This is a genomic window from Planktotalea sp. (genome assembly GCF_018607995.1).
Lineage (GTDB): Bacteria > Pseudomonadota > Alphaproteobacteria > Rhodobacterales > Rhodobacteraceae > Planktotalea.
Genome location: NZ_JABBAL010000030.1, coordinates 387,067 through 403,428, shown reverse-complemented (window position 1 = coordinate 403,428; position 16,362 = coordinate 387,067). Strand labels below are relative to the sequence as shown.

The window sequence follows — 16,362 nt, the reverse complement described above, 5'->3', positions numbered from 1 at the left end:
ATGAAAAGAAGGAGTAAACGATGCCAAAAGGTGTGAAGAAAGCCAACCTGCCGAGCAAGATTTGCGCATGTTGTGGGCTCCCATTTATATGGCGCAAAAAATGGGTACGCGATTGGGAGAGTGTAAAATATTGCTCCGAACGATGTCGGCGCAGCAAGGCTGATTAGATCGCGATTGTCGCCCATCTGTCGCTAATTAATATCCTCGACCCAAAATTGTCACCGATAGACAAGATAGTCACGCAATCTGGACATAGTTAAAAGTTAGTTGCGTACGAGTGTTCATGAATGAGGTCGTTTTATGCCTTATTATCTTTACGTATATAGCCCGTCCGATTTTGTCGGTGGTTTGCCTGATGAGGCTTTTGCGGCAGCGGCAGGCACGGGGTCTTTTACGCTGACCTTGGTACCCGGAGCGACCGGAACGCGTATTGGAGTTGACGATGATGATGTGATTTTTGACGAGGTCGATGGCTCGTAAATCTTTGATGTCGCCGCGAATATTGACGGATCAGCCATCGCTGCTGAAACATCGATTATCACTGCTTACGATCTAATAAACACAGCATCGGGCCATCAGGTCACGTCATTGCACTTTGGCGGAGATGGCTACCAAAAAGGGCCGGTGGATGGCCTTGTTCCCAAAGTTTTGTTGCGCGCGGGCAGCAGCTACACGTTTAATCAGGAACGCACATCTTACACACAAACCAAATGCATATGACGATTATGTTGCATGCTTCGTTGAAGGCACGAACATTCAAACAAATTTTGGCTTGGTTGACGTGGCAGAAATACGCGCCGGTGATAATCTTGTGACTTTGGAAAATGGGGCGCAAGAAGTCCTTTGCTCTGGCAAAAGCACGGTACGTGGGCGCGGCAAGCTTGCGCTAATTTGTTTTGAGGCGGGTGCTATGGGAAATTCGCAAGACCTGCACTCGTCGCCCAACCATCGCGTTTATGTCTGCAACCCGATGGTCCGAACTTTATTCAGGAGCGAGCGCTGCTTTGGTTGCGGCGAAATCTTGGTTAATGGAACCACGATCAAACAGCTTGAAACCGATGAAATCACCTATTTTCATATTCTCACGGCCCAAAATGACGTAATTTTTGCCAATGGCGCACCGACGGAGACGCTTTTCTTGGGCAATTCATCCCGCCCTGCATTGAGCAGTGCTGCACGAGAAGAGCTTGAAACGCTTTTTCCCGACTTGTTGAAGACCACATCTAAGATGACCGCAGCATTTCTATTTCTGCGCGCCCATGAGGCGTATTTGTTTGGTGCATCGGTGTAGAACGCAATTAGTTTCGAAATTTGTGAATAGTCTTTCAAAGCTTTTGTTGCCCCTTAGTGCTGCGTGAACTAGGTCAGGCACGATGATATACATTTGCAGGTGAATGACATGACCAAACGGATCGAAAAGCATGGGCTACAGGTCGATCAAATCCTTGTGGATTTCATCGAAGGCAACGCGCTTGAAGGTACGGGTGTCGATCCGGATGTGTTCTGGGCCGGTCTGTCGGATTTGGCGCATGATCTGGGGCCAAAGAACCGCGCATTACTGGCAGAGCGCGAGAAAATGCAGGGCAAAATTGACACTTGGCATAGGACGCACAAGGCAGGTGGTGACACGCGAGATGCTTACTTCGGTTTCTTGCGCGAGATCGGTTATTTGCTCCCTGAAGGGGATGATTTCCAGATCGATACGACCAACGTTGATCCAGAGATCGCAACAACGCCCGGTCCGCAATTGGTGGTGCCTGTTACGAACGCGCGCTTTGCGCTGAACGCTGCGAACGCGCGTTGGGGCAGCTTGTATGATGGGTTTTACGGTACGGATGTGATGGGCAGCGCTGCGCCAAAAGGCGCTTATGACAAGGGCCGCGGTGCCCGCGTCGTGGCGCGTGCACGTGTGTTTCTAGACGAAACTTTCCCGATTTCAGGGGCTTCGCATGCAGATGTGCGTCGCTATCATGTGCATGATGGGGCGCTACTGGTTGATGATTTACCGCTAAGTGATCCGTCGCAATTCATTGGGTATCAAGGGCATCCGAAGGCCCCAAGTGCGCTCGTTTTGCGCAACAATGGTCTGCATGTGGAGCTAGTCTTTGATCGCACGCACCCGATTGGCAGCCGCGATCAGGCGGGGCTCGCGGATGTTGTGCTGGAAAGTGCGCTGTCTGCGATTATGGATTGCGAGGATAGCGTGGCCTGCGTGGATGCAGAGGACAAAGTCGGCGCTTACGGGAATTGGCTAGGGCTCATGAAAGGCGATCTAGAAGAAACCTTTGAGAAAGGTGGCCAGACGATGACCCGCCGCTTGAGCGCGGATCGCGTTTACATAGCGCCAGAGGGCGGAGAAGTGTCGCTGAAAGGGCGCGCCCTTTTGTGGGTGCGCAATGTGGGTCACCTGATGACCAATCCTGCAATTTTGGACCGTGATGGCGCTGAGATCAGTGAAGGTTTGATGGATGCGCTCTGCACTGTGATGATCGCTATGCATGACCTGACACGCGAGAGCGGGAATTCGGTGCATGGCTCTGTTTATGTTGTGAAACCAAAGATGCACGGCCCCGCAGAAGTCGCGTTTTCTGACGAGATTTTTGCCAAGGTCGAAGACATTCTTGGCCTGCCGCGCAATACAGTGAAGATCGGTATCATGGATGAGGAACGCCGCACCTCGGCCAACCTCAAATCTTGCATCCGAGCGGCTAAATCGCGCGTTGCTTTCATCAATACAGGGTTTTTAGATCGTACTGGTGATGAGATACACACTTCCATGGAGGCTGGTCCATTTAGTCGCAAGGATTTCATCAAGCTCAAGGGTTGGATCGGTGCCTATGAGAACCTGAATGTTGACATTGGTCTGGAGTGCGGTCTGCAAGGGCGCGCGCAGATCGGTAAGGGCATGTGGGCGATGCCGGATCTTATGGCGGCGATGCTTGAGCAGAAAGTAGATCATCCAAAATCGGGCGCGAATTGCGCGTGGGTACCAAGTCCAACGGCGGCGACGTTGCACGCGTTGCACTATCACAAGATTGATGTGCTAAAAGCGCAGGATCAGATCAAAGCAAAGGGCCGACGCGCGAACGTGCAGACCTTGCTGGAAATTCCTTTGGCGAAATATGCGCAGTGGTCGCCTGAGCAAATTCAGCGTGAGGTTGAGAACAATGCCCAAGGTATTTTGGGCTATGTTGTGCGCTGGATAGATCAGGGTGTTGGGTGCTCAAAAGTTCCTGATATCAACGACGTAGGGCTGATGGAAGATCGCGCAACCTGCCGGATTTCAAGCCAAGCATTAGCAAATTGGTTGCATCATGGCGTGGTGAGCGAAGATCAGGTTCGTGCGGCGATGGAAAAGATGGCCACCGTTGTCGACCGCCAGAACGAGGGTGATAATCTTTATCGCAAGATGGCGCCGGGGTTTGATACAATTGCCTATAAAGCCGCGTGCGATTTGGTGTTTGAAGGGCGTAATCAACCGTCGGGCTATACTGAACCAGTGCTTCACGCGCGCCGTTTGGAGTTAAAGGCTAGCGTTGCTTAAAAGAGGGGCGCTGCCCCTCGAGCGCTGCGCTGAGCTGGGGATATTTGTGGAAAAGGAAAGGGCTTTAGGTCTGATTTTGACCTTGAGATGCTTTATGCTGCGAAAGCCGACGCGCGGACTGTAAAGTGGGGTCGCATCTTTGGGGCTGCATTCAAGGTTTAGAAAACGCTGGAATAGGCGTTCGAGTGGATCTGAGTTTCCAGGCGGGCAATGTGTATCCCGAGACACACATGCGGGCCAAATCCAAATCCAATATGTGCGTTGGGACGACGGACTGTTTGGAGGTCAGTCGCGTTTTCGAAACGGGCAGGGTCATGATTGGCGGCAATTAATTGTGCGATGACCTTGTCGCCTTGTTTCAAAGTCTTGCCAAAGCGGTCATAAATTTCGCGCATGAATAGTGGTCTTTTCATCTTCATAGGGCTGAAAAACAGCATGAATTTTTCGATGGTGAGAGAGGTCGGTTCGTTGAATGATGCCCCTTCTGGGATTGCAAAAACTGCGTCGGAAATCAAATGTAAAGTCGTCTTATGGCCCGCGATGAAAAAATGAACGCAAGCGACAAGATCTCATCATCCGTCAGATTGCACGTGGGGTCGTGGATCAAAGTGCTTAGCAAACCATCGTGCGGCGTGTCGCGAATATGTGTGATCTCTGCGCGTAAGAGTTTTTGCGTTTTATAGAGGTCGGGTAGGGCGGTGAGAATCGTCAAGATACCCGTTGGTTTGGAAATCGGTGCGATTGCGCGCGCGAGGATGGTGCGTAAATCTGGCTTGATTCCGATTAGTACTGAGATCACATCCAGCGGTAGCGGACGGGCGTAATCCTCAGTGATATCGACGGGTTTGTTTGTGTCGAGTTGATCAGGGTAATGATCAGCGATCCCTGTGATGTTGGGCCGTAATGCTTCAATTGATGCTTGGGAAAAACTTTGATCCACGGCCGTACGAATGCGTTTATGTTCAGCCCCCTAAAAGCCAAGAATGTTGCGGGTCAAGGGACGCATAAAGCGGGGTAAGAACCAATAATACCGCCCGATATAGCGGCCTCCCGCATTGGTGGGATTACGGGCGAAATGAGCATCGTCTTTGAGGATATCACGTGCGGCCGCATCTGTGGTCGTGGCCCAGCATAGCCTGATGATCGGAAGTTTGATTCGTACCAAGGCGTCTTCGGCGCGCATGTGTGCAAGGGTCGCGGTTGGGTCTTTTAGAAAGTCGGGATCATTGATTTTGTAATGTGGCATGCGTCACATCGCTTATTTACTAAGATGCATTGCAAGCCTGCGCATTGCCGCCATATATTGCAATGGAAAAGCAACATCGCTCAAGGAGAGTGTATGACGCGTCCTATCGTCGGCATCATTTCGAATTCATATCTGCTGAATGATCAATATCCTGTACATGCGGGTGGGGTGATGAACGCCGATGCGATCGCGCAAGTGGCGGGCTGCATGCCGATCCTAGTGCCTGCGGATCCTGCGCATGTGAGCGTTGAAGAGTTGATGGCGCAGTTTGACGGGTTTTTGCTCACGGGTGGGCGTCCGAATGTGCATCCCGAGGAATATGGTGAAAGCCCTACTGAGGCACATGGTGAATTTGATCGCGCGCGTGATGCGATTGCGCTTCCACTGGTGCGTGCCTGCGTGGAGCTAGGGCAGCCGTTCCTTGGGATTTGCCGCGGGTTTCAAGAGGTGAATGTTGCGATGGGGGGCTCGCTCTATCCAGAGATCCGCGATTTGCCGGGGCGAATGAACCACCGCATGCCGCCTGACGGCTCGCTCGAGGAAAAGTTCGAAATCCGCCATAAGGTGAGCGTCAAGACTGGCGGAGTGTTTCACGAAATTTTTGGGGCAGACGAGGTGATGACCAATACGCTGCACGGTCAGGGGATCAAAGAGGCAGGGCCTCGGATCATTATCGATGGGGTTGCTGAAGATGGCACGCCAGAGGCGATTTATGTGAAGGACGCGCCCGGTTTTACGGCCTCTGTTCAGTGGCATCCGGAATGGAACGCGGATGGTGATCCTGTGTCGCGACCTTTGTTTGCGGCCTTTGGCGCAGCCGTGCACGGCTTTGCTGATGCGCGTCGCTCGCGCGCACGGTTAAGTGCGTAGGCTGAGACCTTAAGCGGCGTATTGTTGGGACATGCGCCACGCATCTGCCATCGCAATTTTTTCCATGAAGAGTTTGTTTTCATGGGGTTTTAAGCAGGTGTAGGCGGCTTTTCCGTGTGAGTCGGGATCGAATTTGAGTACTGGAAGGGCCGAGAATAGGTCGGCTTTGGACGCGTTATAGCGCGCCTTCAATCCTTCTGGGCCTGATAGAAAGCTTTCGGTTTCCACACCGTTTGCGGTGATCATTTGATGCGTGTCGAGCGTGATATGCACATAGGTTACAATTTTTTGCGCCACACGTTTAATGCGATCATTTAGCATGTGTTGCGCAGTGCAAAACACGATGTTTTGACCGAAAAGCAAGTCGCAGGCAAAATGCGACACGAGCATTTTATGCTGTGGCGAAATTTTCAACGGCGCGCTTAATCCGTCGATCGATCCCATTTCAAATTGGATCGGCGTGGTTGCCGGAGTGCAGGGCGTCGTGCGCGATCGCGTCCAAGCAATTGGTTGCGGGCCAGTATCGCGTGTAGTGACGAGATCGCCTGCTTTCAGCGTTTCAACAGCGCGTGGACCAAAGGGCGTGTCAATTATCGTACCGCGGGTAAAGCAGATGATCTTTTCGATTTTTTCAAACGTCAGAAGCGTGCCATCTTCCAGGGTCAGCGTCCCGCTGAGGTCGCTCGCTGCGTCATCAGTGTTTGAGTAGACAATATCGTTGCGATCACCAAGCGTGTCGAGGTTCAGTGTGTCGCCAGTGGTCTCATCGCCTTCGTTGCCTTGGATGAAAATACTGGCACCCGCACCAGAGGCTTCGCCTAACTCGACCAGTTGGAAGTAGTCATCGCCGTCACCAACGTTGAAGAAATCATCTCCGACCTGACCATCCAGGCTATCGCTGCCTATCCCACCAGATATGGAATCGTCCCCGTTGCCCGCGAATATCGTATCGTTGCCAGCCCTACCGTTGATCGTGTCGTCGCCGGATCCCACATTATAATCAACTGTGAAGTCGATGGTCATATTGCCAACGCCGAAGAGCCCGCTTTTTGACGCGCTTTCGCCATTGTCAAAAGTGAAGATCAATTGAACAAAAGGACCTGTGATATCAACGGTCACGGAATGGTCCGCGCCAGTCGTTTTAACGTCGGTGCTGGCATTGCCGTCTGCGTTTAGGTCATCGCCGCTGATGAAATGCAGCCCGTCCAAGTCGGAACGGACCTCAGGCATTTGGTTGCCGACTTGATCGAGCGCAACAACCGTCAAAAGGTCATCCTATGATCCAGTGTTTTGATCTATATCGTAGATTTCAGAATTGGCATTCTCGATCAAGCTATCAAAGGTCATCTTCGTCGTGACGGGGTCTGTCAGACTAGACACCCAGAGGCCGTCCGCCGCAGTGGAGCCTTGGGATTGTACGTTTGCAGTCTGTCCTGCACCGTTGGTCGTTTTGGTGATCTTGACCTTCATCGTCTCGCTTGTGCCTGTGATCGCAAGGCTGCCGTTCTCGTCGAGAGTACCTTAGTCTAGCGTTGTAGAGTCGCTTGCTGGATCTGCCCCAATCAGATCCTTGCCATCAATGCTGTCGTTGCCAAGTCCGCCGCGAAGCGTATCCGCACCGTCGCCGCCCGAGATGGTGTCAGAACCGCCGTTGCCGCGAATAATATCTGCACCGTCTTCGCCAAAAATGAAATCGTTGCCAGAGCCGCCTTCAAGCGTATTGCTGCCGCCGCCACCGTAGACGATGTCGTCCTCAAGGCCCGCTTCAACACTATCGTTTCCGTCGCCCGCGCTGATTGTGTCCTCATGCCCCGAAGGGCCAGAACCATCGTCCGCATCCACTTGGTCTCCGTCACCGTCTGTGTAGCTGGCATCAATGACATCTGCACCGTTTGTACCGTCGTCGAGTATTGAAAGTGAGAAAGCCGGTGCAGAGGTCACATAGGCGGTGCCGCTGGTTGTGAACCACGTGTCTGGGATAAAGTAGGCGTTGCCGTCTGTGCCCTCATAGTAGGTGCCTGTGACATTGATGTTGGAATAAAACGAGCCGTTACCTGCCCCAGATTCCAGGCCAATTCCATCCACCTGCGCCGATGGTGGCATCGATGGTTAAAAAGACCTGTGTCGCACCGATGATGTCATTCACATCAAGCGATGCATCGTCGAGCGTGACCAGATATCCATTGGGCGAATGCGTATTCCATTCTAGAAATATGCATTGGAAACAGTGCGTTTCCTTTGCGTCTCCAAAGTGGAAACAATTGCAATTTGGCGCGTTTGCGCACGGGTTAGGACGATTTCAGGATGGTTTTAAAGCGTTTGTGTCGCCTTTGTGGCAGGGGACTCGGCCCGTTTCTGAGCGCCTATTGCTTCAAAAAGGCGCGCAGTGTGTTGCGATTAGGTCAGTAGATCAAACTCATGCATCAGCGGCAACGTGCGTGCGCGCTTGCCCGTGAGGTCGAAGATCGCATTGGTGAGTGCAGACATTGACGGTGGTGTTCCGGGCTCTCCTGCACCACCAATGTGGCCACCGCTTTCCATGACTTTGACTACTGTTACAGGCGCGTTGTGGATGCGCAAAGCGTCGTAATCAGGGAAGTTGCCTTGCTCGACTTCGCCATCCGCAAAAGTGATTTCCCCAAAGAGCGCTGCTGAAAGTCCATATATCATTCCACCATAAAGCTGTGCTTCCAAATTGCCGGGGTCAAGGATCGTGCCGAGGTCTGCTGCGATCCAAGCGCGGTTGATGCGGATACTGCCGTTTTCGTCAATCACCTCGATCATTTGCGCGACTGGCGTGCCAAAGCTGTGCGCAAAGGCAACGCCACGCCCGACGCCTGCTTCTGTCTTACCCGTCCAACCCGACATATCGCGCACGGTCTCGAGCACAGCCGCAGAGGGCGCATGTTCATCGCGCATCATATCAAGGCGAAAGGCCAGGGGATCCGCGCCAGCCGCATAGGCGAGCTCGTCCAGAAAGCTGTCATGCATGAACGTGTTGACCGAATTTCCCACAGAGCGCCAAAAGCCGAGGGGCACACTGAGATCAGTGAGATGTCCGGCAACGCGGTAGTTGGGAATTTTGTAGGGTTGATCGAATGCACCTTCGACGTGAACTTTGTCAGGCCCGCCGCCGCTAAAGCCCATCCAGCGCTCTATCGCATCAAACGCGACAGATGGGCCCGCGACTTTTGCATCAAGCAGGACTGCTTTGCCGTCCTTTACCGCGCCTTTGTAGCACCCAAGCGCAGCCGGACGATAGAAATCGTGGCGCATGTCTTCTTCGCGGCTCCACGTGACTTGAACGGGGACGCCGGGCATTTTTTGAGCGATCTGCGCGGCATAAAGTGCAAAGTCGAATTCACCGCGCCGTCCAAAGCTACCGCCAAGTAATGTCGTATGAAGCGTGACTTGATCAGCGGTGAGGCCAACCGCGACGGCGCATTTGTCGCGCACGATTGTCGGCCCTTGATTGCCGCACCAAAGTTCTAATGAGGTATCTGTGTATAATGCCGTTGCGTTCATCGGCTCCATTGTGGAGTGCGCAAGAAAGGGCATGCGGTACTCTGCGGTGATTTCGGTGACACCCGCGATTGTTGCCTCTACATCACCATTATCGCGCAGCATAGAATTCGGCTTGGTGTCGAGACTCTGTTCAATCGCGCTCCAAATTTCGTCTTGGTTGGGAGGGTAGGTGGCAGTGACCCACTCAACCTCCACTGCGTCTGCCGCTTGAAAGGCCAGCCACGTATTGGACGCGATCACCGCAAATCCACCATCAAGCTCGATCACTTGCTCCACGCCTGCCATGCCCAACGCGTTAGTAGCATCCATTGATTTCATCGGCGCGCCACGACGCGGGTTCATGCGCACAGTTGCGTATTTCATCCCCTCAAGGCGCACATCAATGCCGAACTCTGCGGTGCCTGTTGCTTTGGCCAGAATATCCACACGTGGCATGGTTTTGCCGACGTATTTCCACTCGGATTTTGGACGCAGTTCGACCGAAGGGGGATCGATCTTCGCAGCGGCGGTTGCAAGATCGGAATAAGAAATTGAGTTTCCGTCAGGCTGATACACACGCCCGTTCATTGTTTTCAGGTTGCCCGCATCAATACCAAAGGCGTCTGCGGCGGCCAATTTGAGCGTTTCTCGTGCGGTGGCCCCCGCGTGGCGCAAGCGGTCATAGCCGTCGATCATTGACGTAGACCCACCTGTGAGCTGCATGCCGAGCAATTTGTTGGCCTCGCCCAAGGCTTCGGACACGGTCTGCATAAATGCGGTTTTTGAATATTCCGCCATGGGCAGCGACGCGCCCATTAAGGCGCTGTTGTAATAGGCCTGCGCGGGTAGACCGTGCAGAACGCGAACATCTTCCCAAGCTATATCAAGCTCTTCCGCGGCGAGAGCGGCAAGCGTGGTGTGTACCCCTTGACCCATTTCTGCGCGTGGCGTGATGATCTTGACGCCCTCTTGATCAATAAAAATGAACGGATTGAGTGCTGCCTCATTCGGGCCTGCCTCAATTGGGTTTTCCAAAGGGCGGGTGTATTTATATGCGCCAAATGCGACGCCACCAATGATAGCGGCAGAACCAATGAGGAATGTGCGGCGGGCGATTTTTTTTAAAGAGGCCATGGGTTATTCTCCCTGCGTGGCTTTGGCAGCGGAGTAAATCGCGGCGCGAATACGCGGATACGTCCCGCATCGGCACAGGTTACCCTGCATTGCGTCGTCGATGTCTGTGTCTGAGGGGTTGGGGTTTTCGGCCAAAAGGCTGGCCGCTTGCATAATTTGGCCTGACTGGCAGTAACCACATTGCGCGACCTGATGTTCGACCCATGCGGTTTGCAAAGCATGCAAGCTTTCTGGGGTTCCGAGACCTTCGATGGTAATGACCTCTCCGTCCACATCTGAGAGCGCTGTTTGACAAGAGCGCACGGCCTTGCCATCGATGTGCACCGTGCAGGCCCCGCAGGCCGCGACACCGCAGCCAAATTTTGTGCCAGTCAGGTTTAGTTCATCACGCAAGACCCAAAGCAGGGGCATGTCATCGGGAAGATCCATGCTGCGCTGGGTGCCGTTAACGGTGAGTATGGTCGCCATGGATCAATCTCCTGTAAGGTTCTGACAAAGGTAATCGTTTATGTCAGCCTGTCGTTGTTTCACCCTAAATTAAGATCTGCACGCAGTTTTCTGGTGAGTTTAGCGATGATCATCTCATAACTCGCCTTGATATGCGCTTTGAGTTCATCCTCCGGCAACCCATGATCTCCGTAGACCTGCACCCATTTCATTCCGCGCGACGCCAAGTAAGGCGCGGAGCGAATTCCGGGCATGTCGCTTAGAACCTCAAAGCCAAGATCGGTGACCTTGAAACTCACCGCATTCTCGCCATCCGCCCAACCACCGACCGCGTAGACCTTACCGCCGACCTTCCACACATCGGAGTTGCCCCATTGTACGACATACGTGCTTTGGGGCAGAGATTTGCAATATGCGTTGATCGCATCGCGGCTAAGCATCACATTTGCCCGCCAGCGATCTCCATGGTTTGTCCGTTGATGGATCCTGAGTTTTCATCGCAGAGATACATCGCTGTATGCGCAACTTCCTCGGGGGTGATCAGGCGTTGGTGACGGTTCGTCTCCACCATCATTTTCAAAGCCTGCTCCTCGCTAATGCCCGCCCGCGCAGCGATGGAGACTATGTTTTCTGACACAATCGTTGTGTCCACATAGCCCGGACAGATTGCGTTGAAGGTGATGGGAGAGCCCATGTAATCTTCGCTTAAACCCCTGATAAGACCGATCATTCCGTGCTTAGATGCCGTGTAGGCAGGTGCGCCGCGCAAACCTTTGATGCCCGCAATCGACGCCACAGCAATGATGCGGCCATAGTCTAGCCCCGCCATTGATTTCATCGCTTCTCGCATCGTAAGATACGCACCATCCAGATTAATCCCGATGACCTTGCGCCAGAAATCCATGTCCATCTTATGCAGCGCTTTGCCCTCTGCGATACCCGCATTGGCGACGCAGATCGAGATGGGGCCACGCTCGGCCACGGCGCTGGCGAACCCGTCTACCACAGAGGCCTCATCTGCGACGTCCATCGTGAGCGCGTGGATGCGCCCGCCCGCGACCTTGTCGAGTACGTCTTTGCGACGTCCCGTGATTGTCACCTCTGCACCGGCTTCCGCCAAAGCCTTCGCGATCGCAAGGCCAATGCCCGTGCCGCCGCCCGTGATCAATGCGTGTTTGCCATTTAGATCCATAATCTCTACTCCCTTTGACGCTCACACTACCTCGCGCTGAGGGGGTGACAAGACGCGCCGTGTCGTCATTTGGTGTTTTAGGTTACTTTAGAAAGACGCGTTTAAGGGATAGCCCACATGCGAAAGCTCCCCCTTGTTTAGCTCATTGATAATTCACCTGTTTGGCTTTTCGGATTTTGTGCGCTCGCGTGGATGCAAAGTGATTTTCTGAACTTTGGGTTAAGCATTGGTAGCGTTTGGAGTGACTTTCTAGCCGGGTTGTTGTTGGGGGCGGGCATTTTATTGATGCTGCTCGCTGCGAGTGAGATGCGCAAACATCGCACCACCGTCATTCCACATTTGAACGCGGATCACCTCGTGGTGAGTGGCATTTTCAAGCGCAGCCGTAATCCGAATTATCTTGGGGATGTGCTGATCCTTGCTGGGTTGATTCTGCGTTGGGACGCTGTTTCAGCGCTCCCGTTGATCTCTGTATTCGTAAGTATACTGGAACACCGCTTTATTGTGCTTGAAAAAAATCGCTTGCACATCACCATAAGCGCTAATTTTGTCAAGTATTGTCAGAGAGTTAGGCAGTGGCTTTGACTGCGGCGTCTGATTTGCGACATTAAGTCCGCTTGTTGCGACCTTTGCTTGCACGTTTCGCGCGTGCCCTTTAGCAAGGCAGCAACATTGTGCCGCTCGGCCAGTGATTTGGCTTATTTGTTACAAGGGGGCAGATCTTTGAAAATCGGAACACCAAAGGAAGTGTTCGAGGGAGAAAACCGTGTAGGCATGACGCCTGAGAGCGCGAAGCAACTCCAGAAACTCGGATATGACTGTATGATCGAAACGGGCGCAGGTGCGAACGCTGGTTTTTCAGACGCGCTTTATAACGAGGCTGGCGTTGAGGTTGTCAAAACCGCATCGGCGCTTTGGAAGGGTGCGGACATCGTCGCAAAGGTGCGCCAGCCCGAAGCGGCTGAGCTGAAGCGCTTGCGCGAGGGCCAAACGCTTATTTCCTTCTTCACGCCGGCTGCGAATGATGCGGGCATGGATGCGGCGCAGAAAAAGGGTACGAACGTGATTGCCATGGAAATGGTTCCACGTATTTCGCGCGCTCAGAAGATGGATGCTCTGTCGTCGATGGCAAATATCGCGGGCTACCGCGCGGTGATCGAGGCTGGTAACAACTTCCCTCGCTTCTTTACAGGTCAGATCACCGCGGCGGGTAAGGTTCCGCCAGCGAAGGTTCTGGTTGTCGGTGCTGGCGTTGCTGGCTTGGCTGCCATCGGGACGTCTACATCCCTTGGCGCAATAACATATGCCTTCGACGTGCGCCCTGAAGTGGCCGAGCAGGTCGAGAGCATGGGGGCTGAGTTCGTCTTCCTCGATTTTGAGGAAGAGCAGGCAGATGGCGCGGCCACAGGTGGCTACGCCGCTGTGTCGTCTCCCGAGTTTGCTGCCGCACAGCTTGCCAAGTTCCGCGAGATTGCGCCGGACATGGACATCGTCATTACGACAGCCCTGATCCCGAACCGCGAAGCACCAGAGCTTTGGACCAAAGATATGGTTGAAAGCATGAAGCCCGGCTCTGTGATCGTCGACCTTGCCGCTGAGAAGGGCGGCAATTGTAAGCTGACTGTCATGGACGAGAAGATTGTCACTGATAACGGTGTCACAATCATCGGCTACACCGATTTTCCATCGCGTATGGCGGCGCAAGCGTCCACGCTTTATGCGACGAATATTCGCCACATGATGACTGACCTGACCCCTGAAAAGGACGGCCAGATTAATCATGACATGGAAGACGATGTCATTCGCGGCGCGACTGTGACGTTTGGCAAAGAAATCACCTTCCCACCGCCACCGCCGAAAGTTCAGGCCATTGCGGCTAAGCCGAAGGAAGTCATTCCAGAACTGACACCAGAGGAAAAGCGCGCGGCAGAAACCGCAGCGTTCAAAGCGCAAACCAAGCAGCAGGTGACTTTGCTTACTGTTGGTGCCGTGCTTTTGTTGGGTGTTGGTCTCGTTGCCCCTGCAAGCTTTATGCAGCACTTTATCGTTTTTGTTCTTTCGGTATTTGTGGGCTTCCAAGTTATCTGGGGTGTGGCGCACAGCTTGCACACACCGCTGATGGCGGTGACGAATGCGATCTCATCGATCATCATTCTGGGCGCGCTGATGCAAATCGGTTCAGGCTCATCGTTGGTGATTCTGCTCGCAGCTGTGTCGATCTTTATGACAGGCATCAATATATTTGGCGGCTTTCTTGTAACACGGCGCATGCTCGCCATGTTCCAGAAATCTTAAGGGGGCTGGATAAATGGAATTTGGTTTTACAACAGCAGCTTACGTAGTTTCCGCAGTTCTTTTCATTCTGTCTTTGGGCGGTTTGTCTGGACAGGAAAGTGCGAAACGCGCGGTATGGTATGGCATCGTGGGCATGGCGCTTGCGGTGGCAGCGACGCTTGTGGGCCCTGGTTCGGGCTACTGGTTATTGTCCATCTTGATGATCATCGGCGGCGGTGCAATCGGCTATCAACTGGCGACGAAAGTGCAAATGACGCAGATGCCAGAATTGGTTGCTGCTATGCACTCTCTTGTGGGTCTAGCGGCGGTTTTCGTCGGTTTGATTGCACATATCGAGCTTGGTCGCGTGTTGGCGATGGACGATGCAGGTAAGAAAGCGCTTGAAGGTTTTGCAGCGCTTTTGGCCAAGAAAGATGGCGTTGAGATCGGCATTCTGCGGGTTGAGTTGTTCCTTGGTATCTTCATCGGTGCAATCACCTTTACAGGTTCTGTCATCGCTTACGGCAAGCTTGCGGGCAAAGTTGACAGTGCAGCGACAAAGCTTCCGGGCGGTCACTTGCTCAATGCGGGTGCTGCGATTCTGTCAGCCATCTGCTTGATCTGGTACTACAACACGGGCGGTTTCTTCCCGTTGTTCTTGATGACCCTGGCGGCTTTGTTCATCGGTTACCACTTGATTATGGGCATCGGCGGCGCGGATATGCCTGTCGTTGTCTCCATGCTCAACAGCTACTCTGGCTGGGCGGCTGCGGCGATTGGTTTCTCCCTCGGGAATGACCTGTTGATCGTGGTTGGTGCGCTGGTTGGTTCTTCCGGTGCGATCCTCAGTTACATCATGTGTAAGGCGATGAACCGGTCGTTCGTCTCTGTTATCCTTGGTGGTTTTGGTGGCCCTGCGGGTGAGCAGATGGCCGTCGAGGGCGAGCAAGTGGCGATTGACACAGACGGCGTTGCAGCTGCTTTGAACGAAGCGGATAGTGTCATTCTGATCCCGGGTTATGGCATGGCTGTGGCACAAGCGCAGGCAGCGGTTGCTGAAATGGTGATCAAGCTGCGTGCAAAAGGGAAGAATGTGCGCTTTGCTATCCACCCTGTGGCAGGTCGTTTGCCGGGTCATATGAACGTGCTCTTGGCAGAAGCCAAAGTGCCCTATGACATTGTGATGGAAATGGACGAGATCAACGAGGACTTTCCAGAGACGGACGTTGCGATCGTGATCGGTTCCAATGACATCGTGAACCCAGCGGCGCAGGACGATCCGAACTCTCCAATCGCGGGCATGCCCGTGCTGGAGTGTTGGAAAGCCAAGCAAGTGTTCGTCTCCAAGCGTGGGCAGGGCACGGGCTACTCGGGCATCGAGAACCCATTGTTCTACAAAGAGAACACGCGCATGTACTACGGCGATGCGAAAGAAAGCTTGAACAAGCTTTTGCCATTGATCGACTAAAACCTACCGCGAAGAATTAAAGAAAGCCCTGCCATTTGGCGGGGCTTTTTTTGTTTGCAGCTCTGCCAATGACTTGCCTTTGAGGCGCTCTGCTCGAGGTGACAGTGAATTCTATAAGGATCTTTGATATAAAAACCAATCCCACCCTTTCGAGTTGCCTTTTCGCTTTAGCCTCCGTCGCGCAGGCAGACTTGAACGTACGTTTCATCGAAGGCGCGCCGAAAGACCGATTTGAGATCAGCTCAGTCTCTGATTGCTTGAACGGGCCACTGACGGTATCTATCAATCTAGACGGCTCCGCAGGTGGGTTGATATTTGACACCACAAGCAAAGGCGCGGGCGTCGAAGTGTTTCAACCGTTTGAGTTGACCACGGGCACTGTTTTAGTGGATCAAGCGCCCACAGTCATGGACGGCGATACGGCGTTAAGCCTGCGTTTGTCAGCGTTGCCAAAAGGGCAGGTCGTGGCCTTTACGTTGGATGTGGACGACACGGGCAGCGCACGTGAAATCACGGTAAGCGGCGCTGAAATTGCCGGTGCACGCGTTAAAGTGGATAGCGCAGAGGGCAGCCGATCGGCAGTCTTTGACGCCACTGCACAGGCCCGCGTTGAAGCTAGTAGTTGCGACGTGTAAGAGAGGCGATGTCGTTCGGTATACCAAAGTATTCCGCTAACATATTGC

General features: G+C 53.4%; 19 protein-coding genes. 9 read left to right on the top strand and 10 right to left on the bottom strand.

Annotated elements, in window-relative coordinates; all coding sequences use genetic code 11:
• Positions 1-20 precede the first annotated feature (20 nt).
• The 4 genes from QZ280_RS13255 to QZ280_RS13240 all read left to right on the top strand — a co-directional run bounded on the left by QZ280_RS13255 (position 21) and on the right by QZ280_RS13240 (position 3,544).
• Positions 21-167 (top strand): DUF2256 domain-containing protein, encoded by a 147-nt coding sequence (locus QZ280_RS13255; protein ID WP_293444951.1) that lies wholly within the window; start codon positions 21-23, stop codon positions 165-167.
• Between the two features lie 133 nt (positions 168-300).
• Positions 301-480 (top strand): hypothetical protein, encoded by a 180-nt coding sequence (locus QZ280_RS13250; protein ID WP_293444949.1) that lies wholly within the window; start codon positions 301-303, stop codon positions 478-480.
• A gap of 124 nt (positions 481-604) precedes the next feature.
• Positions 605-1,291 carry a Hint domain-containing protein gene (locus tag QZ280_RS13245; RefSeq protein WP_365734703.1) on the top strand — a complete coding sequence of 229 codons (687 nt, stop codon included), beginning with the start codon at positions 605-607 and terminating at the stop codon, positions 1,289-1,291.
• A 108-nt stretch (positions 1,292-1,399) separates the two neighbouring features.
• Positions 1,400-3,544: a malate synthase G gene (locus QZ280_RS13240; protein ID WP_293444945.1), complete on the top strand. Its 2,145-nt coding sequence runs from the start codon at positions 1,400-1,402 to the stop codon at positions 3,542-3,544.
• A 158-nt stretch (positions 3,545-3,702) separates the two neighbouring features.
• On the opposite strand, the gene QZ280_RS13235 is transcribed toward QZ280_RS13240, so the two are convergent.
• The 3 genes from QZ280_RS13235 to QZ280_RS13225 all read right to left on the bottom strand — a co-directional run bounded on the left by QZ280_RS13235 (position 3,703) and on the right by QZ280_RS13225 (position 4,790).
• Positions 3,703-3,939, bottom strand: a complete 237-nt coding sequence (locus tag QZ280_RS13235; RefSeq protein ID WP_293444943.1) for a cytochrome P450 — start codon at positions 3,937-3,939, stop codon at positions 3,703-3,705.
• A 116-nt stretch (positions 3,940-4,055) separates the two neighbouring features.
• Positions 4,056-4,484 carry a hypothetical protein gene (locus QZ280_RS13230; RefSeq protein ID WP_293444941.1) on the bottom strand — a complete coding sequence of 143 codons (429 nt, stop codon included), beginning with the start codon at positions 4,482-4,484 and terminating at the stop codon, positions 4,056-4,058.
• A gap of 30 nt (positions 4,485-4,514) precedes the next feature.
• Positions 4,515-4,790: a hypothetical protein gene (locus QZ280_RS13225; protein ID WP_293444939.1), complete on the bottom strand. Its 276-nt coding sequence runs from the start codon at positions 4,788-4,790 to the stop codon at positions 4,515-4,517.
• Between the two features lie 93 nt (positions 4,791-4,883).
• Between QZ280_RS13225 and QZ280_RS13220 the strand changes: the two genes are divergently transcribed.
• Entirely contained in the window at positions 4,884-5,660 is a 777-nt protein-coding gene (locus QZ280_RS13220; protein WP_293444937.1) for a gamma-glutamyl-gamma-aminobutyrate hydrolase family protein, read from the top strand.
• Between the two features lie 9 nt (positions 5,661-5,669).
• Here the strand turns inward: QZ280_RS13220 and QZ280_RS13215 are convergent, their stop codons facing one another.
• The 7 genes from QZ280_RS13215 to QZ280_RS13185 all read right to left on the bottom strand — a co-directional run bounded on the left by QZ280_RS13215 (position 5,670) and on the right by QZ280_RS13185 (position 11,937).
• Positions 5,670-6,926: a Hint domain-containing protein gene (locus QZ280_RS13215; RefSeq protein ID WP_293444935.1), complete on the bottom strand. Its 1,257-nt coding sequence runs from the start codon at positions 6,924-6,926 to the stop codon at positions 5,670-5,672.
• Positions 6,927-6,935: 9 nt separating this feature from the next.
• Positions 6,936-7,130, bottom strand: a complete 195-nt coding sequence (locus QZ280_RS13210; protein ID WP_293444933.1) for a hypothetical protein — start codon at positions 7,128-7,130, stop codon at positions 6,936-6,938.
• A 51-nt stretch (positions 7,131-7,181) separates the two neighbouring features.
• Complete coding sequence (locus QZ280_RS13205) at positions 7,182-7,763, bottom strand: calcium-binding protein (protein ID WP_293444931.1); 582 nt, start codon at positions 7,761-7,763, stop codon at positions 7,182-7,184.
• Between the two features lie 294 nt (positions 7,764-8,057).
• Positions 8,058-10,298: a molybdopterin cofactor-binding domain-containing protein gene (locus tag QZ280_RS13200; protein WP_293444929.1), complete on the bottom strand. Its 2,241-nt coding sequence runs from the start codon at positions 10,296-10,298 to the stop codon at positions 8,058-8,060.
• Positions 10,299-10,301: 3 nt separating this feature from the next.
• Positions 10,302-10,766 (bottom strand): (2Fe-2S)-binding protein, encoded by a 465-nt coding sequence (locus tag QZ280_RS13195; RefSeq protein WP_293444927.1) that lies wholly within the window; start codon positions 10,764-10,766, stop codon positions 10,302-10,304.
• Positions 10,767-10,825: 59 nt separating this feature from the next.
• Positions 10,826-11,185 carry an MmcQ/YjbR family DNA-binding protein gene (locus tag QZ280_RS13190; RefSeq protein ID WP_293445204.1) on the bottom strand — a complete coding sequence of 120 codons (360 nt, stop codon included), beginning with the start codon at positions 11,183-11,185 and terminating at the stop codon, positions 10,826-10,828.
• Entirely contained in the window at positions 11,185-11,937 is a 753-nt protein-coding gene (locus tag QZ280_RS13185) for an SDR family oxidoreductase (protein ID WP_293444925.1), read from the bottom strand. The genes QZ280_RS13190 and QZ280_RS13185 overlap by 1 nt, the downstream gene beginning before the upstream one ends.
• Positions 11,938-12,129: 192 nt before the next feature.
• On the opposite strand from QZ280_RS13185, the gene QZ280_RS13180 reads away from it, so the two are divergent.
• From QZ280_RS13180 to QZ280_RS13165, 4 genes are all read left to right on the top strand, one after another.
• Positions 12,130-12,522, top strand: coding sequence for a methyltransferase (locus QZ280_RS13180; RefSeq protein WP_293444923.1), 393 nt, complete (start codon positions 12,130-12,132; stop codon positions 12,520-12,522).
• A gap of 138 nt (positions 12,523-12,660) precedes the next feature.
• Positions 12,661-14,232: a Re/Si-specific NAD(P)(+) transhydrogenase subunit alpha gene (locus QZ280_RS13175; protein WP_293444921.1), complete on the top strand. Its 1,572-nt coding sequence runs from the start codon at positions 12,661-12,663 to the stop codon at positions 14,230-14,232.
• 13 nt (positions 14,233-14,245) lie between these two features.
• Entirely contained in the window at positions 14,246-15,679 is a 1,434-nt protein-coding gene (locus QZ280_RS13170) for an NAD(P)(+) transhydrogenase (Re/Si-specific) subunit beta (protein ID WP_293444919.1), read from the top strand.
• A gap of 191 nt (positions 15,680-15,870) precedes the next feature.
• Positions 15,871-16,314 carry an aggregation factor core gene (locus tag QZ280_RS13165; protein WP_293444917.1) on the top strand — a complete coding sequence of 148 codons (444 nt, stop codon included), beginning with the start codon at positions 15,871-15,873 and terminating at the stop codon, positions 16,312-16,314.
• The last annotated feature ends 48 nt before the right edge of the window (positions 16,315-16,362 follow it).

Excerpts from the sequence above, each read along its gene's own strand:
- QZ280_RS13255 (WP_293444951.1), top strand. The coding sequence starts at position 21 with ATGCCAAAAGGTGTGAAGAAAGCCAACCTGCCGAGCAAGATTTGCGCA.
- QZ280_RS13250 (WP_293444949.1), top strand. The coding sequence starts at position 301 with ATGCCTTATTATCTTTACGTATATAGCCCGTCCGATTTTGTCGGTGGT.
- QZ280_RS13245 (WP_365734703.1), top strand. The coding sequence starts at position 605 with ATGGCTACCAAAAAGGGCCGGTGGATGGCCTTGTTCCCAAAGTTTTGT.
- QZ280_RS13240 (WP_293444945.1), top strand. The coding sequence starts at position 1,400 with ATGACCAAACGGATCGAAAAGCATGGGCTACAGGTCGATCAAATCCTT.
- QZ280_RS13235 (WP_293444943.1), bottom strand. The coding sequence starts at position 3,939 with ATGCGCGAAATTTATGACCGCTTTGGCAAGACTTTGAAACAAGGCGAC.
- QZ280_RS13225 (WP_293444939.1), bottom strand. The coding sequence starts at position 4,790 with ATGCCACATTACAAAATCAATGATCCCGACTTTCTAAAAGACCCAACC.
- QZ280_RS13220 (WP_293444937.1), top strand. The coding sequence starts at position 4,884 with ATGACGCGTCCTATCGTCGGCATCATTTCGAATTCATATCTGCTGAAT.
- QZ280_RS13210 (WP_293444933.1), bottom strand. The coding sequence starts at position 7,130 with ATGAAGGTCAAGATCACCAAAACGACCAACGGTGCAGGACAGACTGCA.
- QZ280_RS13205 (WP_293444931.1), bottom strand. The coding sequence starts at position 7,763 with ATGCCACCATCGGCGCAGGTGGATGGAATTGGCCTGGAATCTGGGGCA.
- QZ280_RS13200 (WP_293444929.1), bottom strand. The coding sequence starts at position 10,298 with ATGGCCTCTTTAAAAAAAATCGCCCGCCGCACATTCCTCATTGGTTCT.
- QZ280_RS13195 (WP_293444927.1), bottom strand. The coding sequence starts at position 10,766 with ATGGCGACCATACTCACCGTTAACGGCACCCAGCGCAGCATGGATCTT.
- QZ280_RS13190 (WP_293445204.1), bottom strand. The coding sequence starts at position 11,185 with ATGCTTAGCCGCGATGCGATCAACGCATATTGCAAATCTCTGCCCCAA.
- QZ280_RS13185 (WP_293444925.1), bottom strand. The coding sequence starts at position 11,937 with ATGGATCTAAATGGCAAACACGCATTGATCACGGGCGGCGGCACGGGC.
- QZ280_RS13180 (WP_293444923.1), top strand. The coding sequence starts at position 12,130 with ATGCAAAGTGATTTTCTGAACTTTGGGTTAAGCATTGGTAGCGTTTGG.
- QZ280_RS13170 (WP_293444919.1), top strand. The coding sequence starts at position 14,246 with ATGGAATTTGGTTTTACAACAGCAGCTTACGTAGTTTCCGCAGTTCTT.